Annotated in this window: 26 protein-coding genes; 14 read left to right on the forward strand and 12 right to left on the reverse strand. The window is 72.6% G+C overall.

Going from position 1 to position 26,986, the window contains the following annotated elements; translation table 11 throughout:
* The first annotated feature begins 75 nt into the window (after positions 1-75).
* Positions 76-747 (forward strand): histidine phosphatase family protein, encoded by a 672-nt coding sequence (locus tag AMK10_RS01380; RefSeq protein WP_073743948.1) that lies wholly within the window; start codon positions 76-78, stop codon positions 745-747.
* Between the two features lie 94 nt (positions 748-841).
* Here the strand turns inward: AMK10_RS01380 and AMK10_RS01385 are convergent, their stop codons facing one another.
* Positions 842-1,771 carry a LysR family transcriptional regulator gene (locus AMK10_RS01385; protein WP_073743950.1) on the reverse strand — a complete coding sequence of 310 codons (930 nt, stop codon included), beginning with the start codon at positions 1,769-1,771 and terminating at the stop codon, positions 842-844.
* 105 nt (positions 1,772-1,876) lie between these two features.
* Here AMK10_RS01385 and AMK10_RS01390 point away from each other — a divergent pair, with 105 nt between their 5' ends.
* Entirely contained in the window at positions 1,877-2,725 is an 849-nt protein-coding gene (locus AMK10_RS01390) for an oxidoreductase (RefSeq protein WP_073745959.1), read from the forward strand.
* A 53-nt stretch (positions 2,726-2,778) separates the two neighbouring features.
* Here the strand turns inward: AMK10_RS01390 and AMK10_RS01395 are convergent, their stop codons facing one another.
* Positions 2,779-3,180 carry a PPOX class F420-dependent oxidoreductase gene (locus AMK10_RS01395; RefSeq protein ID WP_073745961.1) on the reverse strand — a complete coding sequence of 134 codons (402 nt, stop codon included), beginning with the start codon at positions 3,178-3,180 and terminating at the stop codon, positions 2,779-2,781.
* A 229-nt stretch (positions 3,181-3,409) separates the two neighbouring features.
* On the opposite strand from AMK10_RS01395, the gene AMK10_RS01400 reads away from it, so the two are divergent.
* Genes AMK10_RS01400 through AMK10_RS01410 form a run of 3 tightly spaced genes read left to right on the forward strand, consistent with a single transcriptional unit; the run spans position 3,410 to position 5,121 of the window.
* Positions 3,410-3,946 (forward strand): GNAT family N-acetyltransferase, encoded by a 537-nt coding sequence (locus tag AMK10_RS01400; protein WP_073743952.1) that lies wholly within the window; start codon positions 3,410-3,412, stop codon positions 3,944-3,946.
* A gap of 51 nt (positions 3,947-3,997) precedes the next feature.
* Positions 3,998-4,690 carry a class I SAM-dependent methyltransferase gene (locus tag AMK10_RS01405; RefSeq protein ID WP_073743954.1) on the forward strand — a complete coding sequence of 231 codons (693 nt, stop codon included), beginning with the start codon at positions 3,998-4,000 and terminating at the stop codon, positions 4,688-4,690.
* Positions 4,691-4,704: 14 nt separating this feature from the next.
* Positions 4,705-5,121 carry a DUF4259 domain-containing protein gene (locus AMK10_RS01410; protein WP_073743956.1) on the forward strand — a complete coding sequence of 139 codons (417 nt, stop codon included), beginning with the start codon at positions 4,705-4,707 and terminating at the stop codon, positions 5,119-5,121.
* A gap of 21 nt (positions 5,122-5,142) precedes the next feature.
* Here the strand turns inward: AMK10_RS01410 and AMK10_RS01415 are convergent, their stop codons facing one another.
* The 8 genes from AMK10_RS01415 to AMK10_RS01450 form a co-directional block, all read right to left on the reverse strand.
* Positions 5,143-5,754 (reverse strand): Uma2 family endonuclease, encoded by a 612-nt coding sequence (locus AMK10_RS01415; protein WP_073743958.1) that lies wholly within the window; start codon positions 5,752-5,754, stop codon positions 5,143-5,145.
* Positions 5,755-5,904: 150 nt separating this feature from the next.
* The gene (gene serC, locus AMK10_RS01420; protein WP_073743960.1) at positions 5,905-7,023 is read right to left on the reverse strand and encodes a phosphoserine transaminase; all 1,119 of its coding nucleotides are present in this window, start codon (positions 7,021-7,023) and stop codon (positions 5,905-5,907) included.
* Between the two features lie 141 nt (positions 7,024-7,164).
* On the reverse strand, positions 7,165-8,373 hold the full coding sequence (locus AMK10_RS01425) for a cytochrome P450 family protein (RefSeq protein ID WP_073743962.1): 1,209 nt from the start codon (positions 8,371-8,373) through the stop codon (positions 7,165-7,167).
* Positions 8,370-9,605 carry a cytochrome P450 gene (locus tag AMK10_RS01430; protein ID WP_073743964.1) on the reverse strand — a complete coding sequence of 412 codons (1,236 nt, stop codon included), beginning with the start codon at positions 9,603-9,605 and terminating at the stop codon, positions 8,370-8,372. The genes AMK10_RS01425 and AMK10_RS01430 overlap by 4 nt, the downstream gene beginning before the upstream one ends.
* Positions 9,602-10,255, reverse strand: coding sequence for a GTP-binding protein (locus tag AMK10_RS01435; protein WP_073743966.1), 654 nt, complete (start codon positions 10,253-10,255; stop codon positions 9,602-9,604). Before AMK10_RS01435 ends, AMK10_RS01430 begins: the two co-directional genes overlap by 4 nt.
* Positions 10,236-10,607, reverse strand: coding sequence for a DUF742 domain-containing protein (locus AMK10_RS01440; protein ID WP_073743968.1), 372 nt, complete (start codon positions 10,605-10,607; stop codon positions 10,236-10,238). Before AMK10_RS01440 ends, AMK10_RS01435 begins: the two co-directional genes overlap by 20 nt.
* The gene (locus AMK10_RS01445; protein ID WP_073743970.1) at positions 10,604-11,044 is read right to left on the reverse strand and encodes a roadblock/LC7 domain-containing protein; all 441 of its coding nucleotides are present in this window, start codon (positions 11,042-11,044) and stop codon (positions 10,604-10,606) included. Before AMK10_RS01445 ends, AMK10_RS01440 begins: the two co-directional genes overlap by 4 nt.
* Positions 11,041-12,564 (reverse strand): ATP-binding protein, encoded by a 1,524-nt coding sequence (locus AMK10_RS01450; protein ID WP_073743972.1) that lies wholly within the window; start codon positions 12,562-12,564, stop codon positions 11,041-11,043. Before AMK10_RS01450 ends, AMK10_RS01445 begins: the two co-directional genes overlap by 4 nt.
* Positions 12,565-13,084: 520 nt before the next feature.
* Here AMK10_RS01450 and AMK10_RS01455 point away from each other — a divergent pair.
* Positions 13,085-14,887, forward strand: coding sequence for an LCP family protein (locus AMK10_RS01455; protein ID WP_073745963.1), 1,803 nt, complete (start codon positions 13,085-13,087; stop codon positions 14,885-14,887).
* A 222-nt stretch (positions 14,888-15,109) separates the two neighbouring features.
* On the opposite strand, the gene AMK10_RS01460 is transcribed toward AMK10_RS01455, so the two are convergent.
* On the reverse strand, positions 15,110-16,273 hold the full coding sequence (locus AMK10_RS01460; RefSeq protein WP_073743974.1) for a serine hydrolase domain-containing protein: 1,164 nt from the start codon (positions 16,271-16,273) through the stop codon (positions 15,110-15,112).
* A gap of 63 nt (positions 16,274-16,336) precedes the next feature.
* Positions 16,337-17,266: a LysR family transcriptional regulator gene (locus AMK10_RS01465; protein ID WP_073743976.1), complete on the reverse strand. Its 930-nt coding sequence runs from the start codon at positions 17,264-17,266 to the stop codon at positions 16,337-16,339.
* A gap of 159 nt (positions 17,267-17,425) precedes the next feature.
* Here AMK10_RS01465 and AMK10_RS01470 point away from each other — a divergent pair, with 159 nt between their 5' ends.
* The 8 genes from AMK10_RS01470 (at position 17,426) to AMK10_RS01500 (ending at position 26,904) form a co-directional block, all read left to right on the forward strand.
* Positions 17,426-18,370: an EamA family transporter gene (locus AMK10_RS01470; protein ID WP_073745965.1), complete on the forward strand. Its 945-nt coding sequence runs from the start codon at positions 17,426-17,428 to the stop codon at positions 18,368-18,370.
* Between the two features lie 89 nt (positions 18,371-18,459).
* Positions 18,460-18,978, forward strand: a complete 519-nt coding sequence (locus AMK10_RS01475) for a mycothiol transferase (protein ID WP_073743978.1) — start codon at positions 18,460-18,462, stop codon at positions 18,976-18,978.
* Positions 18,979-19,072: 94 nt separating this feature from the next.
* Positions 19,073-19,240 carry a hypothetical protein gene (locus AMK10_RS37590; RefSeq protein ID WP_198959603.1) on the forward strand — a complete coding sequence of 56 codons (168 nt, stop codon included), beginning with the start codon at positions 19,073-19,075 and terminating at the stop codon, positions 19,238-19,240.
* A 363-nt stretch (positions 19,241-19,603) separates the two neighbouring features.
* On the forward strand, positions 19,604-20,410 hold the full coding sequence (locus AMK10_RS01480) for a TIGR03084 family metal-binding protein (RefSeq protein WP_073743980.1): 807 nt from the start codon (positions 19,604-19,606) through the stop codon (positions 20,408-20,410).
* Entirely contained in the window at positions 20,407-22,110 is a 1,704-nt protein-coding gene (locus AMK10_RS01485) for an acyclic terpene utilization AtuA family protein (RefSeq protein WP_073743982.1), read from the forward strand. Before AMK10_RS01480 ends, AMK10_RS01485 begins: the two co-directional genes overlap by 4 nt.
* Complete coding sequence (locus AMK10_RS01490) at positions 22,107-23,702, forward strand: acyl-CoA carboxylase subunit beta (RefSeq protein WP_073743984.1); 1,596 nt, start codon at positions 22,107-22,109, stop codon at positions 23,700-23,702. Before AMK10_RS01485 ends, AMK10_RS01490 begins: the two co-directional genes overlap by 4 nt.
* An 8-nt stretch (positions 23,703-23,710) precedes the next feature.
* Positions 23,711-25,741 (forward strand): acetyl/propionyl/methylcrotonyl-CoA carboxylase subunit alpha, encoded by a 2,031-nt coding sequence (locus AMK10_RS01495; protein WP_073743986.1) that lies wholly within the window; start codon positions 23,711-23,713, stop codon positions 25,739-25,741.
* Positions 25,738-26,904 (forward strand): acyl-CoA dehydrogenase family protein, encoded by a 1,167-nt coding sequence (locus AMK10_RS01500; protein ID WP_073743988.1) that lies wholly within the window; start codon positions 25,738-25,740, stop codon positions 26,902-26,904. The genes AMK10_RS01495 and AMK10_RS01500 overlap by 4 nt, the downstream gene beginning before the upstream one ends.
* The last annotated feature ends 82 nt before the right edge of the window (positions 26,905-26,986 follow it).

Consider the following 26,986-nt stretch of genomic DNA (forward strand, 5'->3'; position numbering starts at 1 on the left):
GCCGCCGGGCCGACGGGGGCCGTACGGTGGCACAGTGGAAGGCCGACCACCCGTCCTCCCGGAGACCGATCCCCCATGCGCCTGCTGCTCATCCGCCATGGTCAGACCCCTTCCAACGTCAAGCGCCTGCTGGACACCGCCGAGCCGGGCCCTGCCCTGACTCCCTTGGGACAGGAGCAGGCAGCGGCTCTGCCGGACGCCCTGGCGGACGAGAGGATCGACGCCCTCTACGCGTCCAGCCTCCTGCGCACCCAGCTCACGGCGGCGCCCCTGGCGTCCACGACCGGCCTCGACGTCCAGGTGCGGGAGGGCATCCGGGAGCTGATCGCCGGCGATCTGGAGATGCGCGGGGACGACGAGGCGATCGAGACGTACATGACCACCGCGTTCGCCTGGTCGGCGGGGAACACCGCGCTCCGCATGCCGGGCGGGGAGAACGGCGTGGAGGCCCTGCGGCGCTTCGACGCCGTCGTCGAGGAGGCCGCGGCCACCGGAGCGCGGACCGTTGCCATGGTCAGCCACGGCGCCGCCATCCGCATGTGGTCGGCGGCCCGCGCCGAGAACATCGACGTCACCTCCGCGTCCGCGCAGGAGCTGCGCAACACCGGCATCGTCATCCTCTCCGGCGCGCCCGGCCGGGGCTGGCGGGTCCTGCACTGGGAAGGCCGGGCGGTCGGCGCCGAGGACAGCGGCATCGAGGAGACCGGCCCCGCGGGCGAGGCGGTCGAGGACACGGAGAGCCTCTAGCGGGCGGGTGGGCCGGCGGCCCGCCCGTCGCCCGGTCGGCGTACGCTCCCGTGCGGGCCTGGGAGTTCCCCGGTGCCTGGTGGCTGCCGGTCCTTCAGGAGCCGGAGGGCGCTGCCTTCCCGGCCGCCAGCGCCCGCGCGCCCGCCAGATAGGCCCGGACCGGCGCCCGCTCGTCGTCGCGGCGGGCCGCCACCGCCAGTTCCGAGGGGCTGACACCCCTGACCGGCAGGCAGACCACGCCGTCCCGGGCGATCAGCGGGGCGTTCCCCGCGGCCAGCAGCACGACGCCCTCGCCGTTGGCCACGGCCTCGTACGTCTCCTCGGCACTGGCGACCACCCCGCCGATCCGTGGTTCCCGGCCGCCCCGGGCGTCGAGGGCCAGCCAGTGGTCCCGCATCGGCCCGGCCTCCGGTGGCAGGGCGAGGAAGGGTTCGTCGAGGAAGTCCGCGAAGTCGGCCGTGCCCTCGGGGTCCTCGGAGGCCCGGGCCGCGAGCGGATGGTGCTCCGGCAGAGCGATCAGCCTCGGTTCACGGGCCACCACCACCCAGCGGTACCGCTCGGCGTCCGGCAACGGCAGCCAGACGAAGGACACATCGCAGGACCCGTCGGCCAACCCGGCTGTGCCGTCGGCCCAGTTGACCTGCCGGAGCACCGGGCGGGCGGACGGGAGGCGGGCGGTGAGGCGGGCCCGCAGCGCGGGCAGCAGGCCGCGCCCCGGACTGGTGGACATCCCGACGGTCAGGGTGCCCAGCTCGGCAGCCTTGGCCTCCTCCAGCGCCCTCTCCGCCGTCTCCCAGGCCGCCAGCACCGCCCGCGCGTGTGGCAGCAGGGCCTCACCCGCCGCCGTGAGGCGGACCGTACGCCGGTCCCGGTCGAAGAGTTCGGCGCCGATCCGGTTCTCCAGCATCCGTATCTGCTTGCTGAGTGCGGGCTGCGAGACGTAGAGCTGTTCGGCGGCCCGGGTGAAGCTCAACTCCTGGGCCACGGCGGTGAAGTAGCGGAGATCGCGCCCGTGGACATCCATAACCCATGGCTATCACAGGAGGTCTTGGACGCACCCCGGGGTCCGGGCGAAGGATGGGACACGTCGACGGGGCGGTCCCGGGCGGCGGAGGACGAGGAGACCATCATGGGCGAGAGCAACGGCAAGGTGTGGCTGGTCACCGGAGCCAACAGCGGCTTCGGGCGGGCCGTCGCCGAGGCCGCGGTCGCCGCGGGCGACACCGTGATCGCAGCGGTCCGCCGCACCGGGACCCTCGACGACCTGGTCGCCGCCCACCCCGACCAGGTCGAGGCAATCGGCCTGGACATCACCGACGGCGAGCGGATCGACGAGGTCGCCGCCGATGTCCTGGCCCGCTACGGCCGGGTGGACGTCCTGGTCAACAACGCGGGACGCACCCAGGTCGGGGCGTTCGAGGAGACCACCGAGCGGGAGCTCCGTGCCCTGTTCGACCTGCACGTCTTCGGGCCGGCCCGGCTGACCAGGGCACTCCTGCCCAGCATGCGGGAGCGGCGCAGCGGGGCGGTCGTCATGATGAGCAGCATGGGCGGCCAGCTCTCGTTCCCCGGTTTCTCCGCGTACAGCGCCACGAAGGCGGCGCTGGAGCAGCTCTCGGAAGGGCTGGTGGACGAGGTGCGGCCGTTCGGCGTCAAGGTGCTGATCGTGGAACCGGGCGGCTTCAGGACCAATCTCTTCGGCAAGGGCGCGGCCTGGTTCAGCGAGGAGCTCCAGGCGTACACCGAGACGGCCGGTGCGACCCGGCGGATGGTGGAGGCCGGCGGCGCCGACGCACCGGGCGACCCCGCGAAGGCCGCGGCGGCGATCCGGCTGGCCCTGGAAGCCGAGGAGACGCCTCTGCGGCTCGCGCTCGGCGGCGACGCGGTGGACGCCATCGCCGGGCACCTGGACTCGGTGCGGGCGGAGCTGGCCGCCTGGGAGAAGGTGTCGCGGGGCACCGACTTCGACGACGCCTGATCCGCCCCGGCCCCGGCGCAGGGCTCACCGCCGGACCGGCCCGCACGGCCTCCTCAGATGTCGTCGACGACCGGCCGCAGCTCGTAGTGGAGCGTCCGGTCGCGCTTCAGCCGGTGGGCGAGCGGTACCGCCACACCGTGGAGTGCCGGGTACTTCCGGGACATCGTCCGGGAGGCGTGGGTGTTCTCCTTCGACCCCTCCTGGAGGAGTCGCGCCCAGGCCTTCACGGGCGGTCCCGTCGGCGCGCCCCGCACGGTGCACGGGGCGATCTCCACGACGGGATGGTTGCGCATCCGGTCCACCTTCCACGCCGAGGAGAACGTACGGATGTAGGCGTGGTCGCCCTCGACGGCGATGCTGACGGGCGTACGGGCCGCTGATCCGTCCGGCCTGCGGCTGCTGAGCAGGACCGTGTACTGCTTCACGAAAGGCTCTAGTTCATGGATCGTCTCCATGTATTCCATGGTGCATGAAATCGGGATGATCCGGTACCTTCCTGTCTTTCTGTGTGCAGGGTGCGGTCCGGTTGATCTCGAACGGCCTGGGATGGGCCCGGAGCGTGGTCCGGCAGGTGCGGGCGGTGACATCGACGGCCGTCCGTACCTGTGGGGGCGTGGTGTCCCTGCCGCCCGCCGTGCGCGGATTCCAGCGACTCGGCCGCTGACGCCGCGTAGGCTCCGCCCCATGCAGGTCAACGGGGCCCCCGAGCCCTTCTCCACCTCCCGCCTCGACGCGCTGCCGCTCGATGTCGCGCACGCCGAGGAGATGGCCGCGGTCCTCTTCGATCCGGCCCTGCACGCCTACACGGGAGGCGCCCCGGAGGACGCCACCGCCCTGCTCGCCCGCTACGAGCGCCAGACCGCCGGCTCGCCCGACCCCGCCGAACTCTGGTGGAACTGGGTGCTCAGGGTGCGGGCCGACGGCTCCCTGGCCGGCTATGTGCAGGCCACGGTGCGCGGCTCCCGGGCGGAGGTGGCCTGGGTGGTCGGGACCCGGTGGCAGGGCAGGGGATACGCCAAGGAGGCGGCCACGGGACTGGTCCGGCACCTGCTGGACCGGGGAGCCGTCCGTACGGTCGTCGCCCACATCCACCCGGACCACGCGGCCTCCGCCGCCGTCGCCTCGGCGGCGGGGCTGCTGCCGACGGACGAGTGGGAGGACGGGGAGGTGCGATGGCGGTACGAGACGCCCGCCGCACCGGGTCCGGGGTCCGGCGCCTGACCGGGCCGGCGCGCCCCGGACTGTCAGTGGTCCCCGCTACAGTGCCCGACCGTGACCGAACCAGACTTCCTGCGTACCACTCGCGCGTCGTACGACGTCATGGCGGACGGCTACTTCGCGGCCTTCCAGGACGAACTCACCGCCAAGCCCGTCGACCGGGCCCTGCTCGCCGGCTTCGCCGAGATCGTCCTGGCGGACGGGGGAGGGCCGGTGGCCGACGTCGGCTGCGGCACCGGGCGGGTGACGGCTCATCTGCACGGCCTGGGCCTGGACGTCTTCGGCGTCGACCTGTCGCCGGGGATGCTCGCGGTGGCCCGGCGGGCCTACCCCGAACTCCGTTTCCAGGAGGGCTCGATGCTCGCCCTCGACCTCCCGGACGGCGCTCTCGGCGGCCTCCTCGCCTGGTACTCCACGATCCATGTGCCGGACGACCTGCTCCCCGCGGTCCTCGCCGAGTTCCACCGCGTCCTCGCCCCCGGCGGGCACCTCATGCTCGGCTTCCAGGCGGGTGACGCGGTGCTGCGGCGGGACGACGCCTGGGGCCTGGAGATCGAGCTCGACTTCCACCGCAGGCAGCCGGACCGGGTCGCCGCGCTGCTGGTGGAGGCCGGGCTGACGATGCGGGCGCGGACGGTGCGCGAGAGGGACACAGAGAGCGCCTACCCCGAGCCGACGGACCAGGCCTTCCTGATCGCGCGGAAGCCGATTGTCAGTGGCGGGCGGCAGGATGGGGACACCGACTGAAGGAGGGGGCTCCCATGGGCACCTGGGGGATGGGCCATTTCGACAGCGACACCGCGGCGGACTTCGCGGGGAGTCTCGACGACGCCCCGCCCGCCAAGCGGGAGGAGCTGATCCGGGAGGCGCTCGGCTTCGCCGCCCGCACGGGCCCGGAGGAGTATCTCGACGCCGACGACGCGGTGACGGCCATAGCCGCCTCCGCGCTGCTCGCCGCCCAGAAGCCCGGCGGACCCCAGGTGGACTCCGTCTACGGCCCCGACGAACCCCTGCCCCCGCTCCCGGTGGAGCTGCGCGAGCTCGCCGTGCGGGCCCTGGAGCGGGTGGTCGCCGCGGAGTCCGAGCTGCGGGAGCTGTGGGCCGACGCGGGGCAGGCCGAGCAGTGGAGCGCGGGCGTCGGGGAGCTCCGCGCGATTCTGGCCGGGGCGGGACACTAGCCGGCCGACGGGCTTCGGCCTTCAGCCCTTCGAGCGGCCCGCCCGCACCAGCTCGGCGACGTCGAGGGAGACCTCGGCGCCGATGGAGGCGGGCAGCGGGGCCTGCTGGCCGGGGGCGTACACCTCGTGGCGGTCGTAACCGGAAGCCAGGGGCTCGGTCAGCACGTGGACGCGGCCGTGCCTGCGATCGACGATGACGTAGACGGGGATCTTCGCCTCGGCGTAGGCCACCACCTTGTGCCGCAGGTCGGCCTGGTAGTTGCCGGAGGTGACCTCCAGGACGAGCCGGAAGCAGGCCGGGTCGTAGCAGTTGTTCTCGACCAGGTGCTCGTCGAGATCGGCGTCGACGATCGCCAGGTCCGGAATCGCGTACTCCTCGGGGCCGCCGGGGAGCCAGAGTCCCACGGCCTGGAGGACTTCCGTCTCGCCGTCGTCGAGCCCGGCGGTGATGAACGGCCGCATCAGTTTGGTGAGCGTGCGGGCGTGCGGCCCGTCCGGGCGTGGGGCCACGGTGATGACGCCCCCGATGATCTCGACGCGATGCCCCGGAAGCCGCTCGATGAGACGGTCCGCCGTCACGAGCATCGGTTCCGGTCCATCGTCACAGGGGTGCTCGACTGCTGCCGCAGACATTGCGGGCCTCCTGGGATGGCTGGTGTCGAGAGCATCATCGTAGGGCGGTGGGCCGGTTTCCGTCGTGATCCCGGCCCGTCACCCGGGCGAGTGAAAGCAGAAACGGCCCTGCTCACCGGGGTGAGCAGGGCCGTCCGGGACGGGTGACCGTCAGAGCTTGTCGATGACGTAGTCGATGCAGGCGGTGAGTGCCTGGACGTCCGCCGGGTCGATCGCCGGGAACATCGCCACGCGCAGCTGGTTGCGGCCCAGCTTGCGGTACGGCTCCGTGTCGACGATGCCGTTGGCGCGGAGCACCTTGGCGACGGCCGCCGCGTCGATGCCGTCCTCGAAGTCGATCGTGCCGATGACCTGCGAGCGCTTCGCCGGGTCGGTGACGAACGGGGTGGCGTACTTCGACTCGTCGGCCCAGCCGTACAGGTTCTGCGAGGACGCGGCGGTGCGGCCGGTCGTGAACTCCAGGCCGCCCTGGGTGTTCATCCACTTCAGCTGCTCGTTCAGCAGGAAGAGGGTGGCCAGCGCCGGGGTGTTGTACGTCTGGTTCTTCAGGGAGTTGTCGATCGCCGTGGGCAGCGAGAAGAACTCCGGGATGTGCCGGCCCGAGGCGTGGACGCGCGCGGCGCGCTCCAGGGCCGCCGGGGAGAAGACACCGATCCACAGGCCGCCGTCGGAGGCGAAGGACTTCTGCGGGGCGAAGTAGTAGACGTCCGTCTCGGTGATGTCGACCGGCAGGCCGCCCGCACCGGAGGTGGCGTCCACCAGGACGAGGGAGCCCTCGTCGGCGCCCGCGACCCGCTTGACGGGGGCCGCGACACCGGTGGAGGTCTCGTTGTGGGTGAAGGCGTACACGTCGACGCCCGCCTCGGCCTTCGGGTCCGGGTGGGTGCCCGGGTCCGAGGCGATGACGGTCGGGTCGGCCAGCCACGGGGCCAGCTTGGCCGCCTTCGCGAACTTCGACGAGAACTCGCCGAAGTTCAGGTGCTGGGACTTCGACTCGATCAGGCCGTGCGTCGCGACGTCCCAGAAGGCGGTCGAGCCGCCGTTGCCCAGGACGACCTCGTACCCCTCGGGGAGGGAGAAGAGGCTGCGCACGCCGTCGCGCACCTCGCCGACCAGGTTCTTGACCGGGGCCTGGCGGTGGGACGTACCGAGAAGAGAGGTGCCGGTCGCGGCCAGCGCGTCGACCGCCTCCGTCCGCACCTTGGAGGGCCCGGCGCCGAAACGGCCGTCGGCGGGCTTGAGGTCTGCGGGAATCTGGATATCAGCCACGAAGCGGAGCGTAGTCCCTCCCGGAAGCGGTCGAGGACCATGTCCGTCCGGTGAGACGCCCGCTCCGGATCATGGACGGTCCGTGCGGAGCGGGCGGCGGGCGCCCGCTCCGCACGGACCATGATCGAGGAGCCGCCGGGATCAGCCCAGGTCGACGGGGAGCTCGTGCAGGTCGTTCTGGGTCACGATCGGCTTGTTCCGCAGCTCGGAGGCCGGGACCGCGAGGTCCAGGTCGGGGAAGCGCTCGTACAGCGCGGGCAGGGCGACCCCCGCCTCCAGCCGGGACAGCGCGGCGCCCGGGCAGACGTGCGGGCCGTGGCCGAAGGCGATGTGGCGGTTGGGGGAGCGGGTGATGTCGAACTCCCCGGCGGTGGGCCCGTACTGCTTCTCGTCGCGGCCCAGCGCGCCGAAGGAGATGATCAGGCCCTCACCCTTCGGCAGGATCTTGTCGCCGACCTCGATGTCCTCGGTCGCGAAGCGGATCAGGACGTGCGAGGTCGGGGTGTTCCAGCGCAGGGTCTCCTCGATCACGTTCTCCCACGGGACCTCGCCGTTCAGCACGCGCTTGCGCTGCTCGGGGTGGGTCTGGAGCGCCTCGACGACATTGACGACCAGGCTGATCGTGGTCTCGTGACCGGCCGCGATGATCAGCTGCAGCGTGTTGACGATCTCCTCGTTGGTGAGGTGGTCGCCGTCCTCGGAGGCCGCGATCAGGGCGCTGGTCAGGTCGTCGCCCGGGTTCGCCCGCTTGTCGTCGACGATCTTCGTGAAGAGGGTGCCGAGGTCCGCCATCATCTGCGGGACCTCCTCCGGCGGGGTCTGCGTCGAGAAGAACTTCTCGAACAGCTCCTTCAGCCGGGGGTGGTCGGCCGCGTCCACGCCCATCAGCTCGCTGATGACGTTCATCGGCAGCGGATAGGCGAACTCCGCCTTCAGGTCGACCGGCTCGCCCTTGGGGTGCGCCGCCAGCCGGTCCAGGGAGGCGTTCGTCAGCGCCTCGATGCCGGACCGCAGCCGCTCCACCCGCTTCACGGTCAGCGCCTGGGCGACGAGGGTGCGGAGCCTGCGGTGGTCGGCGCCGTCGACGGTCAGCATGGAGCGGCCCGGGTTGGCGAGGCCGATCAGCGGCCAGTCCATCGGGATCTCGCCGCGCTGCCAGGCGTTCCAGACGTTGATGTCCTTCACCACGCGGCTGTCGGTGAGCAGCTGGCGGGCCTCCGCGTGATGCGTCACCGCGTAGCAGTGCACCCCTCCGGGGAGCTCCACCTCGGCCAGCGGGCCCGCGGCGCGCAGCGCGGCGCTCTCGGCGTCGAGGTCGGCGACGAAGGGATCGAGGGCGATCCGGGTCATTTCTGGCCTCCAAGTGCGGGAGTGGGCGTGAAGTGCACCGGCAGGTCCGTCAGTCCGCGCAGCCACGGGGACGGACGCCGGGTCAGCTTGTCCGCGGGAACGGCGAGGTCCACGTCCGGCAGCCGGTCCAGGAGCACCTCGATCCCCGTACGGGCGATGACCTCCGCGGTCTCCTGAGCCGGGAACGGGCAGCGGTGCTCACCGTGTCCGAAGGAGAGGAACGCGTTGTTGCCGCCGGTCAGCGCGGAGCCGTCGGTACGCACCTGGGGGTCGCCGTTGGCGGCGGCGATGCCGAGGAGCAGCAGGTCGCCGGCGCGGATGTGGCGCCCGCCGAGGTGGGTGTCGCGGGAGGCCCAGCGGCCCGCCACGTTCTGGGTGGGCGTGTCCTCCCAGAGCACCTCGTTCATGGCCTCGCCGACGCTGTGCCGGCCGCCCGAGAGCGACGCGGCGAAACGGTCGTCGGTCAGCATCAGCCGCAGCGAGTTGCCGATCCAGTCGGCGGTCGGCTGGTGGCCCGCGGCCATCATCACCATGAGGTCCTGGGCGACCTCCTCGACGCTGAAGCCGCCCGGGTCCTGGAGCATCCGCGTCGCGACGTCGTCGCCGGGCTCGGCCAGCTTGTCGGCGAGGAGCTGCCCCATGGCGGCACCCAGGTGCTGCTGCCCGGCCAGCGCGCGCTCGCGGCCGTCGATCATGTCGTTCAGCGCGCCCACGAGGGGGCCGCCGACCTCGTCGCTGAAGCCGTAGAGCTTCGCGAGGACACGGGCGGGGAGCAGCATCGCGTACTCGGCGATGATGTCGGTCCTGCCGGTGGCGCAGAAGCGGTCGATGAGGTCGTCGGCGAACTCCTCCGCGTACCCCTTGAGCGCGAACGGGTCGACGGCCTCCAGCGCGTTGCTGATCATGGCCGCGCGGACGGTGTGCCGTTCACCGACCGTGTAGAGGATCGACGGCTGCTTGCGCCCGATCATCGGCAGCAGCGGCCAGTTGTCCGGGATGTGCTCCCACTGGTTCCACAGCTCCGAGTCCCGGCTGAAGAGCACCGGGTCGTTGGTCACCTGGTGCAGCTCGCGGTAGCCGAGGATCAGCCACGCGGGGATGTCGCCGTCGAGCACGACGGGTGCCACCGCGCCGTTGTCCCGGCGCATGTCCCGGTACAGCTGCACGGGGTCGGTCTGGAACCGGGGACCGGACAGCGGGGCGAAGTTCTGGGACATGGGGCACTTGGTCATGGCGTGCGCTCCGGGGTCATCGCCGCGGCGGTCCTGGTGCCCGCGGTCGCGCCGGCGCCCTTCTCACGGGCGACGGAGAGGGCATAGAGGTGCTCGACCAGCGTGATCAGGACGTACTTGCTGGACGAACGGTCCCGGGCGTCGCACTCCACGAGCGGGACCTCGGGGGAGAGGTCCAGCGCCTCGCGGATCTGCTGCTCGGTGTGGAGCGGACCGCCGAAGTCGTTGCACGCCACGATGAACGGCGTGCCGTGGTGCTCCAGCCGGTCGATGGCGTACCAGGAGTCGGCGAGCCGCCGGGTGTCGACGAGGACGACGGCGCCCAGGGTGCCCGAGAAGAGGCTGTCCCAGAGGTACCAGAAGCGTTCCTGGCCGGGCGCGCCGAAGAGGTAGAGGACCGACCGCGCGTCGAGCGTGATGCGGCCGAAGTCGAAGGCGACCGTGGTGGACGTCTTGGAGTGCACACCGTCGAGGTCGTCGACGTCCTCGCCCGCACGGGTCATGGTCTCCTCCGTGTTGAGCGGACGGATCTCGCTCACGGAACGGACCATGGTGGTCTTGCCGACCCCGAAGCCGCCGACGACGACGATCTTCAGTCCGTTGTCGGCCGTCGCCTGCAGGGCGGCACGGTCAGAGGTTGCGGAGTCCAACGAGCACCTGTTCCAGGGTGTCGGTGTCGGGGAGACGGTCCTCGACACGTGCAGTACGGGGGTGGCGGGCGCTGATCCGGCCGGTGTCGAGCAGGTCGCACAGCATGATGCGGACGATGCTGACGGGCAGATTCAGGGTTGCCGAGATCTCGACGACCGCGGTGGGGCTGTCGCACATCCGCAGGATCGCGACGTGTTCCGACTGCATTCCGGCGCTCGGCTCGCACTCGGCGACGACGAGCGTGACCAGGTCGAACGCGGCCGAGTCGGACCGGCTGCGGCCACCCGTGAGGGTGTACAGCCGGTCCGGATCGTCGTCGCGGCCGGGGCGGGGGCGCGGTAGCTGCGTCATACGTCCGCTGTCTCCGTGGCGGTGGCCACGGTGTCGGAGGAGGCGCGCGGCGGGGCGACGAGGTATTCGCCGAGCTGCTCGACGAGCTCGCTCATGTTGTGGCCGACGAGGCCGACGTCGGAGTCCTCCGCCGCCACGACCGCCAGGTGGGCGCCCGCACCCGCTTCGACGATGAACAGCACACCGCCGTAGAACTCGGTCATCGCGGACCGTACGCCGCCGGTGCCGTCACCGAACTCGATGGACGCGCCGTGCGACAGGCTCTGGATGCCGGCGGAGATCGCGGCCAGCTGGTCGGCCTGGTCGACGGAGAGCTCGGGGGTCCGGCACAGCTTGAGGCCGTCCCTGGACAGGACCAGTGCGTGCCGGGCGCCGGGCGTGCGGTCGAGCAGGCCCTCCAGCAGCCAGTTGAGCTTCTCGTCGGTCGTCGCGCTCATCGGGTGTTGCCTTCCGGGTGCGGTGAATTGGCACGTACCGCCTGGCTGAAGGTGCTGAAGCGGGCAGCCTGGACCTTCGGGTCGGTGGTACGGGGCCGGGGGGAGTCGGCGTCGCCGGGGGCGGCGTTGCCGGTACGGGCTTCGGCGGCGGCCAGGGTGCGGCCGCGGCGCCGCTTGGGCAGGCCGCTCTCGCCGACCTGCGGGACGGAGCCGGTGGATTCGGCCGCGGACTCCGGCGTGCCGGACGCGGTCCGGGGCTCGGACCCCGCGGCGTCCGCCGCCTTCTCCGAGGCACGGTCCGCGGCCCGGCCCTCGGAGCCCGGCGTCGAGTGGTCCGGCTCCGGCTCGGGCTGCGGCTCCGGGCGCCGGTCGGCGTCCGCGAGGGGCGCGGGAGCCGTCGTACGGGAGATGAGCTCCTGCGGCAGCATGATCAGCGCGCCGGTACCGCCGCGCGCCGAGGGCCGGAAGGAGACGGTCAGGCCGTGCTTCCGGGCCAGCCGGCCGACGACGGCGAGGCCGAGCCGGGTGCCGGAGATGGCGGTGAGGTCCTGGTTGTCGGCGGACACGGCGCGCTCGGCGCGGCGCAGCTGCACATCGCTCATCACCAGGCCGCTGTCCTCGACGGTGACGACGATGCCCGCCGGCACCTCCTCGACGTACACATGGACCTCGGCGGTGGGCGGCGAGAAGTTGGCAGCGTTGTCGAGGATCTCCGCGAGGGCGTGCATGACGCCCTCGGCGGCGTGGCCCGCGATCGCGACATCGCTGGTCGAGTGGAGGCGGATGCGCTGGTAGCCGCCGATCCGGCCCATCGCGCCGCGCAGGATCGACTCCATGACGATCGGCTTCGCCCAGCGGCGCCCGGAGCGCGCGCCGGTCAGCACGGCGATGGAGTCGGCGAGACGGCCCGCCTGGGCCGTGCGGTGGTCCAGGTGCAGCAGATCGCCGAGCACGTCCTCGGCGGTGTGCCGGTGCTCCATCTCGCGCAGGTCGGCCAGCATGCTGGTGGCCAGGGCCTGCATCCGGCCCGCGGCGTTGGCGCAGGCGGCGACGGCGGCGGAGCGCTCGGTCTCGCTGCGCCGGGCGCGGGCGGTCAGCCGGGCGGCCTCGGCGGTGAGCCGCTCGTGCTGCTCGGTGGCCTCGGAGGTGACCCGCGCGGCCCGGTCGTCCGCCTCGGCGGTGACCCTGGCGGCCTCCGCCGACGCGGCAGCCCTGATCCGGGCGGTCTCGGCGGTGAAGCGCTGGGCCTCGGCGGCGGAGGTCGAGACCAGGCGCGAGGTCTCGGCGGTGAAGCGCTCGGCGTCGGCCGCGCGCAGGGCGCGCAGGTTGCGCGCGGTGGCGAGTGTGTGAACGGTGACGGTCACCGCGACGCACAGCAGCAGGGCGGCTGCTGCCGCCCCCCACGACAGCGGGGCCCGTACCGAGTCGGGGGCGGCGGAGACCGCCCACAGGCACAGGGAACCGGTAACGGCTGCCGAGATCAGCAGGGCGAGCGCGGTCTGCCGGAGTGAAGGGCGCAATCGGAGTCCTTGGGGCGGACGGTGCGAAGGAAGGGACAGGTGTGACGCAGGTGCGGGTACTGCGGGTACTGCGAGAGGTGCGGGTGCTGCGGGTGTTGCGCGAAGTGCGGGTGTGACAAGTGGGGCAATCGGGATGTTCCGGTGTGGTGGTGGTGAAAGAACCACAACTGGAGCTGATTGTTCCTGATCAAGTCACGGCAACTATAGGAGAATTGGCGACTTGTTTGGGGATTCCTTGTGGCCACTTCTGTTTGAAATCTGGCTGGAAAGGACTCTTGCCGATCTCTTCGAGCGATGTCCGTCGGGTCAAGCGCCGCGCCGGGCGGGTGAGTAGCGCTATATGTGGCGATATGTCCCCTGTGTGAAGCTTGAATTGTCACGATCGTCGCCCATGGGCCGGTGGCCAGCTAGTGTGAGCGCTCCGGTGCAGTCGGCCTGCCAGGTCGGGCACTGCCGTAAGACACACCGCGCGCCTTGAAGGGGGAGGCGCCGCGTGGCCCCGACGGAGGACGCAGCAACCGTGGACGCGCAAGGCCGTGGGCGGGACGAAGGCATCGACCCCGCAGACCAGTGGGTACTCAATCCGGACACCGGTGATTACGAACTGCGACTGACCCCTTCCTCAGGGCGATCGTCGGCGTCGTCCGGTTCCGGCCGTGGTGCCTCCGATGCCAGGACCCCGGGCCCGCGCCGCGGAAGGGGCCCCGCGACACCGCCCGAGGACGACCGGGCCGCCGTGCCCGGACAGCGCGGCGGACGCAGGAGCTCCGGCGGAGGGCGCGGGGACCGGGACGAGGGGCGCAGGCCGGGCGACCGGGACGAGGGGCGCAGGGCGGGCGGCCGAGGCGCCCCGCCGGCGGCCGGGCGCCGCAAGGCGAAGCCCAAGAAGTCGCGCAAGAAGAAGGCCCTGGTGTGGACCGGCGGCGTGCTCGCCTTCCTGCTGGTGGGCGTCGGCACCACCGGCTATCTCGTCTACCAGCACTTCAACGGCAACATCACCGCCGTCTCCACCGACGGCGCGAGCACCGGTGGCTTCAGCAAGGACCGGGCGATCAACGTCCTGGTGATCGGGACCGACAAGCGGACCGGCGCGGGCAACGAGGGCTACGGGGACGCGGGCAGCGTCGGCCATGCCGACACCAACATCCTCTTCCACGTCTCCAAGGACCGGACGAACGCCACCGCGCTGAGCATCCCGCGTGACCTGATAACGGACATCCCGGAATGTCCGACCACACTGGAGGACGGCTCCGAGAAGGACATCCCGGCGACCACCGGCGGGCGCTTCAACACCAGTCTCGGACAGTCCGACCGCACCCCCAGCTGCACCATGCGCACCGTCACCGAGCTCACCGGCATCACGCCCGACCACTTCATGGTGGCCGACTTCAACGCGGTCAAGTCCCTGACGACGGCCGTCGACGGTGTGGACGTCTGCCTCGCCAAGGACATCGACGACAAGGACTCGCACCTCAAGCTGTCCAAGGGCGAGCACACCCTCCAGGGCGAGCAGGCCCTGGCCTTCCTGCGCACCCGTCACTCCGTCGGGTTCGGCAGCGACCTGAGCCGCATCGAGATCCAGCAGCAGTTCCTCGGCTCGCTCATGCGCAAGCTGAAGTCCAACGACACCCTGACGAGCCCCACCAAGATGTGGTCCCTCGCGGAAGCGGCCACCAAGGCGCTCACGGTCGACGACAAGATCGCCGACATCAACCAGCTGCGCAAGCTGGGCATGGAGCTGGCCTCGGTCGACCCGAAGAACATCACCTTCACCACGGTCCCGGTGCTGGACAACCCGAACGACAAGGCGACCGTCATCCTCGACGAGTCCAAGGCCCCCCAGGTCTTCTCGATGATGCGTGAGGACGTCTCCTTCACCGCCGTGGCCAAGCAGGAGAAGGCCGAGGCGAAGGCGGCGGCGGACGCCAAGCTGAAGGGCGACATGGCCGACCCGGCGGACGTGCGGGTCGACGTCTTCAACGGCGGTGCCCCCGCCGGTTCCGCACAGGCCGCCCTGGACTGGCTGCAGAACGAGGAAGGCGTGCTGAAGTCCACGAACAAGGCCAACGCCCCCGCGGACGTGAAGAAGACCCAGCTCGTCTACGCCCCCAACCAGGCCGACCAGGCCCGGCGGCTGGCCGACATGATGGGCCTGTCGGCCTCGGCCCTCAAGCCGACGACGACGGACGCGGGCGAGATGGACCCGATGGTGCTGACGCTCGGCCCGGACTTCACCGAGGCGGGCAGCCCGCTCTCGGCCCCGCAGAAGGCGCCGGAGGACATCCAGCGGGTGGAGGCGGACAAGGCGGTCTGCGCCAAGTAACCCCCTCGCGACCGCGCCCGGCCCCGCACATCGTGCGGGGGCCGGGCGTCGTTCGGGGACGGGGTGCTGTCCGGAGGACGGGTGCCGTTCGCGGGCCGGGTGCCGTCCGGGCCTCGGAGGCCCGGGTGTTCGACGCCGCCCGTGGGTGCGCCGTGCCGGGCGGACGGGGCGCATCGTCGCCGTCGAGGTCCTGGTGGAGCCGTGGACGTACGGTCCCGGGTGTCAGAGCTTCGCGACGGCCTCGCTCACGGCCGCCGAGAGCCGCTCGTTCTCCGGGGCCGCACCGCCCGGCAGGGCGAAGCGGCGCCGGGTGTAGCCGTAGGCCACTCCGCTCGCGGGGTCGGCGTACGCCTGCGAGCCCGCCGCTCCGGAGTGGCCGAAGGCGCCCTCGCCCAGGGCCGGGTAGGACGCCTGCGACGCCTCGAAGCCGAACGCGAAGTGGTCGGTCTCGCCGGTCACCAGGTCGGTGCCCTTCCACCGCACCCGGCCGGCCTCGGCCACGGTCTCCGGGGTGAGGAGCGGCGCCCGGCCGTCCAGCCCGGTGACGGCGGCGGCGTACATGCCCGCGAGCCCCCGCGCCGAGCCGACGCCGCCGACCGACGCCGGGCCGAGCGCGCGCAGCGCACGGTTGTTGACGAGGGCGATGAGATCGAGCGGCGGGTTCCCGGCGAAGCCGAACGCGAGTGCGCGGAGGCTGTCCGGGTCGAGCGGGTTCGCCGCCATCTCCGCCGCCTGCTCCGGGGTGGGGACGCCGGGCCTGATGTCCACGTAGCGGGACTCCAGTGCCTCGGGCAGGCCCAGGTGGAAGTCCAGTCCGTACGGCGCGCGCACCCGCTCCTCGAAAAGCTCCTGGACGGACCGTCCGGTGGCCCGCCGGACCACCTCGCCGGTGAGGGCGCCGATCACGAGCGCGTGGTAGCCGTACTCCGTGCCGGGCGTCCAGTAGGGCCGCTGTCCGGCCAGCCGCGCGGCGATCAGCCGGTCGTCGGCCAGCTCCTCCGCCGTGAAGCCGCCGTCCGCCCAGACCAGCCCGGCCCGGTGCGCCACCAGCTCGCGGACGGTCAGTTCACCCTTGCCGCCCTCGGCGAACTCCGGCCAGTACGAGGCGACCGTACGCTCCGGATCGATGACGCCGTCCTGGATGAGCATGGCCACGACGAGATGGGCGGCGCCCTTGGTGGAGGAGTACACGGCGGGCAGCGAGTCCCCGTCGATGCCCTCCCCGGCCCACAGGTCCACCACGAGCCGGCCGTCCCGGTACACCGCGAGCTGGCCGCCGGGCTCCGTGTGGTCCGCGGCGAGTACGGCGGCGAACTCCTCCCGTACGCCCTCGAAGCCCGCCGCTGCCGTGCCGTGCACGGTGATGGTGCCGCCTGTGTCCGTCATGAGTGCCCCCAGAGCTGATCGACCCGACCGGTACAGGTCTGCCAACTCCCTTGCTGTCAGGCTTCATTCCTCCTGTGGCGTGGAATTTCCCGGTGGTTCCCGCTGTTCGCGCGCCACGATCTCCCGGGCGAGCGCCGCAAGCCGGGGCAGCGCCGGATGGCCCGGCCCGTCCCTGCGGGCCAGCAGGACGGGCAGCGGCGGGGCGTCGTCCAGCGGCACATAGGTGACCCCCGCGTGCGGGTGCATCCCCGCGGTGGACGCCCCCGAGACCCCGTTGCCGCGGCCGGCCGCGATCGCGGTGAGCCAGTCGTCGGTGTTGGCGACCGTGAGGGTGGCGGCGGGGCGCGCGTCGGACGGCCAGAGGCCGAGCGTGGTGGCCCCCGAGACGGTGTTCAGGACGACGGGGGCGCCGGTGAGGTCGGCCAGCGAGAGCGAGGGGCGGCCGGCGAGCGGTCCGTCGGCGGCGACGGCGGCCACCCGGCCCTCCGTGAACAGCACCTCGGTGGCCAGGCCCGGGGTGTCCACCGGCCCGCGCAGCAGTGCCGCGTCCACCTCGCCCCGGGTGAGCCCCGCCGTACGGTCGTCGATGCGCAGCAGTTCGAGCGGGGTCGAGGGATACCGCTGCTGCCAGGTCCGCAGCAGCGGCGTGGTGTACGGGCCGAACGCGGACCAGGCGTGCCCGAGCCGCAGCGGCCAGTGCCGCAGCCGTCCGGGATCGAGGGCCTCGTCGAAGGCGCCGACCGCGGCGGTGGCCTTGTCGCGGAAGGCGACGCCCTCGGGGGTCAGGGCGAGGTGGTGGGTCGACCGGTCGACGAGCCGCACACCCAGCGCCCTCTCGAGGGCGGCGAGCGTACGGGAGACGACGGGCTGGGTGACCCGGAGCCGGGTGGCCGCGCGGGTGACGCTGCCCTCGTCGGCGATGGCCAGGAAGGCCCGCAGATGACGGATCTCGATCCCTCGCCCGCCGTTGCCCGTGCCGTGTCCAGTGCTCATGCGCCCGGAGCATAACGGGAGTGCAATCGGCATTTCACGGGAGGCGCGCCGGTCCCTAACGTGAGGGTGCGGGCCACCCCTCCCTGGTGCCGTATCGTAGACGCCTGGTCCAATGTATTGGACTGCTCGAAGCTGAACGAACTGGATGAGAGGTTCCTGGTGAAGGACTCGCGCGCTGCCGTAGAGCCGGCCGCAGCGGTTGCCGTACCGGAGGCGGTGGCCGCGCTCGACGCACCGGACCGCCCCGGTGGCGGCAGGCCCGCGCTCGGCCCGATCGCGCTGGTGGTGGCGAGCGGGCTCTCCGTCCAGTTCGGCGCGGCGGTCGCCGTCCTGCTGATGCCCGAGGCCGGGGCACTCGGGGTCGTCACACTCCGGCTCGCCGCCGCGGCGGTGGTCCTGCTGGTCGTCTGCCGGCCGAAGCTGCGGGGGCACTCGCGCGCCGACTGGGGCACCGTGGTGGCCTTCGGCGTCGCGATGGGCGCCATGAACACGCTCTTCTACCTGTCCCTCGAACGCATCCCGCTGGGCGCCGCCGTCACCCTGGAGGTCCTGGGCCCGCTGGTCCTGTCCGTGGTCGCCTCCCGCCGGCTGGTCAACCTCGTCTGGGCGGCCCTGGCGCTCGGCGGAGTCGCCCTGCTCAGCGGCGGCGGCTTCGACCGCCTGGACCCGGTCGGAGCGGCGTACGCCCTGGCCGCGGGCGCCATGTGGGCGGCGTACATCGTCTTCAGCGCCCGCACCGGCCGCCGCTTCCCGCAGGCGGACGGCCTGGCGCTGGCCATGGTCGTGGCGGCGGTGCTCTCGCTGCCCCTCGGCATCATGGAGGCCGGCTCGAAGCTCGTGGTCCCCACCACGCTCGGCCTGGGCATCGCCGTGGCCCTGCTGAGCTCGGTCCTCCCGTACACCCTGGAGCTGATGGCCCTGCGGAGGCTGCCCGCCCCCACCTTCGCGATCCTGATGAGCCTCGAACCGGCCATCGCCGCCACGGCGGGCTTCCTCATCCTCGACCAGGCGCTCTCCTCGACGGACGCCCTGGCCATCGCCCTGGTCATCGGGGCGAGCATGGGCGCCGTACGCAGCCAGGGGCGGCGTTCCCGGAAGCGCTGAGGCCGTCGCGCGGGGGGACCTCGGCGTTCCCCCTGCGCGGCCGGGCGTCCGATCCTAGGGTGGTCGCGACGGCCGACCTGGAGGAACACATGCCGGAGCACGACGATCTCCTCGCCCTTGTGGCGGACCAGCGCACGAACTTTCTCTACACCGTCGCCGAGCTCGACGACGCCGGGGCCCGCGCCCGGACGACGGTCAGCGAGCTGACCCTCGGCGGACTCCTGAAGCACCTCGGACTCGTGCAGCGCAGCTGGCTCGACGTCGTCGAGGGCACCGCCCCCGCCAAGGTCGACTGGGCGGACCTCGACCCCGACGGCAACCGGATGACCGACGACGAGACGGTGCCCGGGCTTCTGGAGGCCTTCCACGCGGCGGCGGCCGATTTCGACCGCACGGTGCGCGAGGAGGTCGACCTCGACCGCGAGGTCACGCTGCCCCAGTACCCCTGGTCGCCCCCGGAGCCGGTCGTCTGGACCGTCCGCCGCGTCCTGTGGCACATCTTCCGCGAGATCGCCCACCACAGCGGGCACGCCGACATCATCCGCGAGGCGCTGGACGGTGCCAGCACCACGGCGAAGATGGCCGAAGCGGCGTCGAAGGGGCACTGACGAGCCCCTCGCGCCCGCTCCCGGCACAGGGTCCACCGTGCCGGGACGGGGCGCCGGAGGGACGATGGAAGGAGCCGAGGAAGGAGGCCCGCGCATGGGAGCCACCAAGGAAACCGACGAGTACGCCGGGCTGTACTCGCACACCCCCTCGCAGGCCGAAGGGGAGCGCGACGAGCCGGCGGAGCGAGGCCGGGCCCCCGAAACGCACCCTGACGTCCCGCGGACCGAACCCTCGCAGGCCGAGGGCGACCGCGGGGAGTGAGCCGGGAGCCGCTCAGCCGTCCACGGGCAGAATGCGGAACGCGGTGAAACCGGGCGTCAGCGGTGTGAACGAGGCCGGGCGTGACGGAGGGCCTCGTTGCGTCCGGCATGGGCGACGGTGTGTACGGGGGGCATGCGGCAGTGGACGCGGCCCTGGACCACGGGTGGCTGCTGGGCGACTTCAAGGACCCGTGGTGCTGACCGTGCGCCGGCCCTCCGTGCCCGGCTGTCACGTCGGCTGACCGCCGCCCGCCCGAAGGCCCGGAGTACGCGCCCCGAAATAAATCATGCAAGCATGCTTGCTTGTTTTATGGGCCGCTGGCATGCTCCGGGGCACACCGCCACGCCCCGAGGGGAGCGCACCGTGCCCGACGCATCGGCCGTGACCGCCGCCGTGCTCGACGACCTGCGTGAGGAGAGCGACGAACTCGACCTGCTGGTAGCCGGGTTGAGTGCACAGGAGTGGACCGCGCCGACGCCCGCCGAGGGATGGACCGTCGCCCACCAGATCGCTCACCTCAACTGGACCGACGAGGTGGCCCTGGTCGCCGCCACCGAGCCCGACGCCTTCGCCGCCGAGGTCGACAGAGCCCTGGCCGCACCCGGGAGCTTCGTCGACGAGGCCGCCGATGAGGCCGTCGCCGCCCTCACGCCCCAGGCGCTGCTCGTGGAGTGGCGAGAGGGGCGGGCCCGGCTCCAGGAGGCCCTGCGCGCCGCGCCCGCGGGGACGAAACTGCCCTGGTACGGGCCGCCCATGAGCATCGCCTCGATGGCGTCCGCGCGGCTCATGGAGACCTGGGCGCACGGCCAGGACGTCGCCGACGCGCTCGGCGTCGCCCGCAAGCCGACCGCCCGGCTGCGGCACGTCGCCAGGATCGGCGTACGGGCCCGGGACTACGCCTACTTCGTCCGGGGCCTGCAACCGCCCGCCGAGCAGTTCCGGGTGGAACTGCTGGCCGAGGACGGCGTATCGACGGTGTACGGGCCCGAGGACGCCGCCCAGCGGGTCACCGGGCCGCTCCTCGACTTCTGCCTGCTCGTCACCCAGCGCGCCCACCGCGACGACCTCGCCGTCGAGGCCGTCGGCGCGGACGCCGACCGGTGGCTGGACATCGCGCAGGCCTTCGCCGGGCCGGCCGGACCCGGACGGTCCCCGAAGGCGGACCGATGACCCGGCCGCTGCGCATCGGTAACGCGTCCGGCTTCTACGGCGACCGGTTCGACGCCGTCCGCGACATGCTCACCGGCGGTCCGCTCGACGTCCTGACCGGGGACTACCTCGCCGAACTCACCATGCTGATCCTGGGCCGCAGCCGCCTCAAGGACCCCGGGCGCGGATACGCCTCGACGTTCCTGCGGCAGCTGGAGGAGAGCCTCGGGCTCGCCCACGAGCGCGGGGTGAGGATCGTCACCAACGCCGGCGGGCTGAATCCGGCCGGACTCGCCGACGCCGTAAGGGAACTGGCCGAGCGGACCGGCGTCCCCGTGCGGGTCGCGCACGTCGAGGGCGACAGCCGGCCCGTGCCCGAGGGACACCTCACCGCCAACGCCTACCTCGGCGGCGCGGGCATCGCCGCCTGTCTGCGCGCCGGGGCCGACATCGTCGTCACGGGCCGGGTCACCGACGCCGCCCTCGTCACCGGGCCCGCCGCCGCCCACTTCGGCTGGGGTCCCGACGCCCACGACGCCCTCGCGGGAGCCGTCGTCGCCGGGCACGTCCTGGAGTGCGGGACCCAGGCGACCGGCGGCAACTACGCCTTCTTCGGCGACCACGACGTCCGCCGCCCGGGGTTCCCGCTCGCCGAGATCCACGAGGACGGCAGCAGCGTCATCACCAAGCACGAAGGCACCGGCGGGGTCGTCGACCTCGGCACCGTCACCGCGCAACTGCTGTACGAGACCACCGGCGCCCGCTACGCGGGACCCGACGTCACCGCCCGGCTCGACACCGTACGGCTCACGCAGGACGGGCCCGACCGGGTGCGGATCGACGGCGTACGCGGCGAGGCCCCGCCGCCCACGCTCAAGGTCGGGCTGAACAGGCTCGGCGGGTGGCGCAACGAGGTCGTGTTCGTGCTCACCGGCCTCGACATCGAGGCCAAGTCCCGTCTGGTGCGGGAGCAGTTCGCCGACGCCCTCGACCGGGCCGGTTCCAAGCCCGCCGAGGTGCGCTGGGAGCTCGCCCGCACCGACCGGGCCGACGCCGCCACCGAGGAGACCGCGAGCGCCCTGCTCCGTCTCGTCGTGCGCGACCCGGACGCGGACGCGGTCGGCCGGGCGGTCTCCGGGGCGGCCGTCGAGCTGGCGCTCGGCAGCTACCCGGGCTTCCATGTGACCGCCCCACCGGGGAAGGGCGCGCCGTACGGGGTCTTCGAGGCCGCGTACGTACCGGCCGGCGAGGTCGAGCACGTCGCCGTGCTGCCCGACGGGTCCCGGGAGACCGTCCCGGCGACCGGTCCGTACCGGGAACTCACCGAGGTCGCCGAACCGGCCCTGCCCGAACCGCTTCCCGCAGGACCCACCCGGACCGTGCCCCTCGGACACGTCGCCGGGGCCCGCAGCGGCGACAAGGGCGGGGACGCCAACGTCGGCGTCTGGGTCCGCACGGACGAGGCCTGGCGGTGGCTGGCCCACGAGCTGACCGTCGAGCGGTTCCGGGAACTGCTGCCGGAGACCGCGGGGCTCACCGTCGTACGCCATGTCCTGCCCGGACTGCGGGCGCTCAACTTCGTCGTGCGGGGCCTCCTCGGTGAGGGCGTGGCCGCGCAGGCCCGCTTCGATCCGCAGGCCAAGGCGGTGGGGGAGTGGCTGCGCTCCCGGCATGTCCCCGTCCCCGTACAGCTGCTGGACGAAACGGAGGTGACCGCATGAGCGTCCTGCCCACCGCACTCGACACCACCGGGCCCGACCACGCCGCGAACCGCGAGGCCATGCTCGCCAAGCTCGCCGAACTGGACACCGAGCACGCCAAGGCCCTGGCGGGCGGCGGCGAGAAGTACACCGCGCGGCACCGGGGGCGCGGCAAGCTCCTCGCCCGCGAGCGGATCGAGCTGCTGGTCGACCCGGACACCCCGTTCCTCGAACTGTCCCCGCTGGCCGCCTGGGGCAGCGACTATGCAGTCGGGGCGTCCCTCGTCACCGGGATCGGGATCGTCGAGGGCGTCGAATGCCTGATCACCGCCAACGACCCGACCGTACGCGGCGGCGCCTCCAACCCCTGGACCCTGAAGAAGGCCCTGCGCGCCAACGAGATCGCCTTCGCCAACCGGCTGCCCTGCGTCTCCCTCGTGGAGTCCGGCGGCGCCGACCTGCCCTCGCAGAAGGAGATCTTCATACCCGGCGGGGCGCTCTTCCGCGACCTCACCCGGCTCTCCGCCGCCGGAATCCCCACCGTGGCGGTCGTGTTCGGGAACTCCACGGCCGGCGGGGCGTACGTCCCCGGGATGTCCGACCACACGGTCATGATCAAGGAGCGGTCCAAGGTCTTCCTCGGCGGCCCGCCCCTGGTGAAGATGGCCACCGGCGAGGAGAGCGACGACGAGTCGCTCGGCGGCGCCGAGATGCACGCCCGCACCTCGGGCCTCGCCGACCACTACGCCCTGGACGAGCACGACGCGCTGCGCCAGGCCCGGCGGATCGTCGCACGGCTCAACTGGCGCAAGGCGCACCCCGATCCGGGCCCGGCGGAGCCGCCGAAGTACGACGAGGACGAGCTGATCGGCATCGTGCCCGGCGACCTCAAGGTCCCCTTCGACCCGCGCGAGGTCATCGCCCGGCTCGTCGACGGCTCGGACTTCGACGCCTTCAAGCCGCTCTACGGGACGAGCCTGGTCACCGGCTGGGCGCGGTTGCACGGCTATCCCGTCGGTATCCTCGCCAACGCCCAGGGCGTGCTGTTCAGCGAGGAGTCGCAGAAGGCGGCGCAGTTCATCCAGCTGGCCAACCAGCGCGACATCCCGCTCCTCTTCCTCCACAACACCACCGGCTACATGGTCGGCAAGGAGTACGAACAGGGCGGCATCATCAAGCACGGCGCGATGATGATCAACGCGGTGTCGAACTCCAGGGTCCCGCACCTGTCCGTGCTGATGGGCGCCTCCTACGGCGCCGGCCACTACGGCATGTGCGGCCGGGCCTACGACCCGCGCTTCCTCTTCGCCTGGCCCAGCAGCAAGTCCGCGGTCATGGGCCCCCAGCAGCTCGCGGGCGTCCTCTCGATCGTCGCCCGCGCCTCCTCCGCCGCGAAGGGGCTGCCCTACGACGACGAGGCCGACGCCGGGCTGCGCGCCATGGTGGAGCAGCAGATCGAGTCCGAGTCGCTGCCGATGTTCCTCTCGGGGCGGCTGTACGACGACGGGGTCATCGACCCGCGCGACACCAGGACCGTCCTCGGGATGTGCCTGTCCGCGATCCACACGGCACCGGTCGAAGGCGCGCGCGGCTTCGGCGTCTTCCGGATGTGAGGCAGAGGATGATCACCACACTGCTGGTCGCCAACCGGGGCGAGATCGCCTGCCGGATCTTTCGCACCTGCCGCGAGCTCGGCATCGCCACCGTCGCCGTGTACTCCGACGCGGACGCCGGCGCCCTGCATGTGCGCGAGGCCGACACCGCCGTACGCCTGCCGGGGAACGCGCCCTCCGAGACCTATCTGCGCGGCGACCTCGTCGTCGCCGCGGCGCTCGCCGCGGGGGCCGACGCCGTGCACCCGGGATACGGCTTCCTCTCGGAGAACGCCGGCTTCGCGGGCGCCGTGCAGGACGCGGGCCTCGTCTGGGTCGGACCGCCGGTCAAGGCCATCGAGCTGATGGCGTCCAAGACCCGGGCCAAGGAACTGATGGCCGCCGCCGGGGTCCCCCTCCTCGCCCCCGTCGACCCGGGGAGCGCCACGGCCTCGGACCTCCCCCTGCTGCTGAAGGCGGCGTCGGGCGGGGGCGGGCGCGGGATGCGGATCGTGCGGGACCTGGCCGTGCTGCCCCAGGAGCTGACCGCCGCGTCCGCCGAGGCGGCGAGCGCCTTCGGGGACGGCGAGGTCTTCGCCGAGCCCTACGTCGAGCGGGGCCGGCACGTCGAGGTCCAGGTCATGGCGGACGGCGAGGGGACGGTGTGGGCGCTCGGCACCCGCGACTGCTCGCTCCAGCGCCGCCACCAGAAGGTCATCGAGGAGGCCCCCGCGCCCGGCCTCGGCGAGGCGCTGCGCGGGCGGCTCCACGACGCGGCGGTCGCCGCCGCCCAGGCGGTGGGGTACCGGGGCGCGGGGACCGTCGAGTTCCTCGTCTCGGCCGAAGGGCGCCCGTACTTCCTGGAGATGAACACCCGGCTCCAAGTCGAACACCCCGTCACGGAGGCGGTGTTCGGGCTCGACCTCGTCGCCCTGCAACTGCGCGTCGCGGAGGGCGCGCCCCTGCCCGCCGCCGCGCCCCCGGTGGCCGGAGGGCACGCCGTCGAGGCCCGGCTGTACGCCGAGGACCCGGCCCGTGACTGGCAGCCGCAGACCGGAGCACTGCTCACACTCGATCTGCCGGACGGACCGGGCATCCGCCTCGACACCGGCTACACGGGCGGCGACACCATCGGGGTGCACTACGACCCGATGCTCGCCAAGGTCATCGCGCACGCCCCGACCCGCACCGAGGCCGTCCGGCTCCTGGCCCGCGCGCTCGAACGCGCCCGCATCCACGGACCGGTCACCAACCGGGAGCTGCTCGTACGCTCCCTGCGGCACCCGGACTTCGTCGCGGGACGCCTGGACACCGGCTTCTACGACCGGCACCTGACCGCGCTGACGGCGGCCGGCGGCCCCGGGGAGGAGGAGGCCCGCACCCTCGCCGCCACGGCGGCGGCCCTCGCCTCGGCCGCGGCCGGGGGAAGCGGCCCAGGCCCCGCCGGCTCCGCTCCCGCCGGCTCCGGACCCGACCGCCGCGCCCGCTCCGGACCCGCCCGCTTCGGGGCCTGGCGCAACCTCGCCTCGCAGCCGCAGACCCGGCGCTACCGGAGCGAGCCCGACGGCACCGCGTACGAGATCGCCTACCGCACCGGCCGGGACGGCATCCCCGTCCCCGGTACGGGCGAGCGGGTCGTCGCCGTACGCCCCGGTGCCGTCACCCTCGAAACCGGCGGTGTGACACGGCACTTCGCCGTGACCGCCCACGGCGACCGGGTCCATGTCGACACCGCGTCCGGCTCGTACGCCTTCACCGCCCTGCCCCGCTTCACCGACCCCGCCGAACGCACCGAACCCGGCTCCCTGCTCGCCCCCATGCCCGGCACCGTCGTCCGCCTCGCCGAGGGACTCGTGCCCGGCGCCGCCGTCGAGGCCGGGCAGCCGCTGATCTGGCTGGAGGCGATGAAGATGGAACACCGCATCCTCGCCCCCGCCTCCGGCACCCTCACCGCGCTCCACGCCGCCCCCGGACTCCAGGTCGAGGTCGGCGCGCTGCTCGCCGTCGTACAGGACGCCCCCGCGAACGCCCCCGCGCACCAGGAGGAGACGACACCATGAGCACCGTCCTCGAAACCGAGGAGCACCAGGCGCTGCGCGCCGCGGTCGCCGCCCTCGGCAAGCGCTTCGGCCGCGACTACACCACCGATCTGGCCCGCAAGGGCGAGCACCCGCGCGAACTCTGGGAGGCGGCGGGCAAGCTCGGCTACCTCGGCGTCAACCTCCCCGAGGAGTACGGCGGGGGAGGCGGCGGCATGGCCGAGCTCTCCATCGTCCTGGAGGAGCTCGGCGCGGCGGGCAGCCCCCTGCTCATGATGGTCGTCTCCCCGGCGATCTGCGGCACCGTCATCGCCCGCTTCGGCACCGAGGCCCAGAAGCGGGCCTGGCTGCCCGGTCTCTCCGACGGCTCCCTCACCATGTCCTTCGGCATCACCGAGCCCGACGCCGGCTCCAACTCGCACCGCATCACCACCACCGCGCGCCGCGACGACGGGGGAGGCTGGATACTCAGCGGCCGCAAGGTCTTCATCTCCGGCGTCGACATCTCCGACGCCACCCTGATCGTCGGCCGCACCGAGGACGCGAAGTCCGGCAGCCTCAAGCCCTGCCTCTTCATCGTCCCCCGCGACACCCCCGGCTTCACCCGCACCCACATCGACATGGAACTCCACGCGGCCGAGAAGCAGTTCGAGCTGACCTTCGACGACGTGAGGCTGCCCGCCGACGCCCTCGTGGGCGACGAGGACGCGGGCCTGCTCCAGCTCTTCGCCGGGCTGAACCCCGAACGCATCATGGGCGCCGCCTTCGCCATCGGCATGGGCCGCTACGCCGTCGAGCGGGCCGTGGACTACGCGAAGACCCGCACCGTCTGGAAGGGCGCGCCCATCGGCGCCCACCAGGCCATCGCCCACCCGCTCGCCCAGGCGCACATCGAGCTGGAACTCTCCCGGCTGATGATGCAGAAGGCCGCCAGGCTCTACGACGACGGCGACGACACCGGCGCGGGCGAGGCCGCCAACATGGCGAAGTACGCCGCGGCCGAAGCATGCGTCCGGGCCGTCGACCAGGCCGTCCACACCCTCGGCGGCAACGGCCTCACCCGCGAGTACGGACTCGCCTCCCTCGTCACCGCCGCGCGCGTCTCCCGTATCGCACCCGTCAGCCGCGAAATGATCCTGAACTACGTCTCCCACCAGACCCTGGGCCTGCCGAAGTCGTACTGACGTCCTCGGTCGTGTCACGGGTCTCCCCAACCGCTCCCGCAGGGGCGATTCTGGCTCTCCACCCGCGTCGAAGGGGACCGCC

Source organism: Streptomyces sp. CB02058, from assembly GCF_001905505.1.
Lineage (GTDB): Bacteria > Actinomycetota > Actinomycetes > Streptomycetales > Streptomycetaceae > Streptomyces.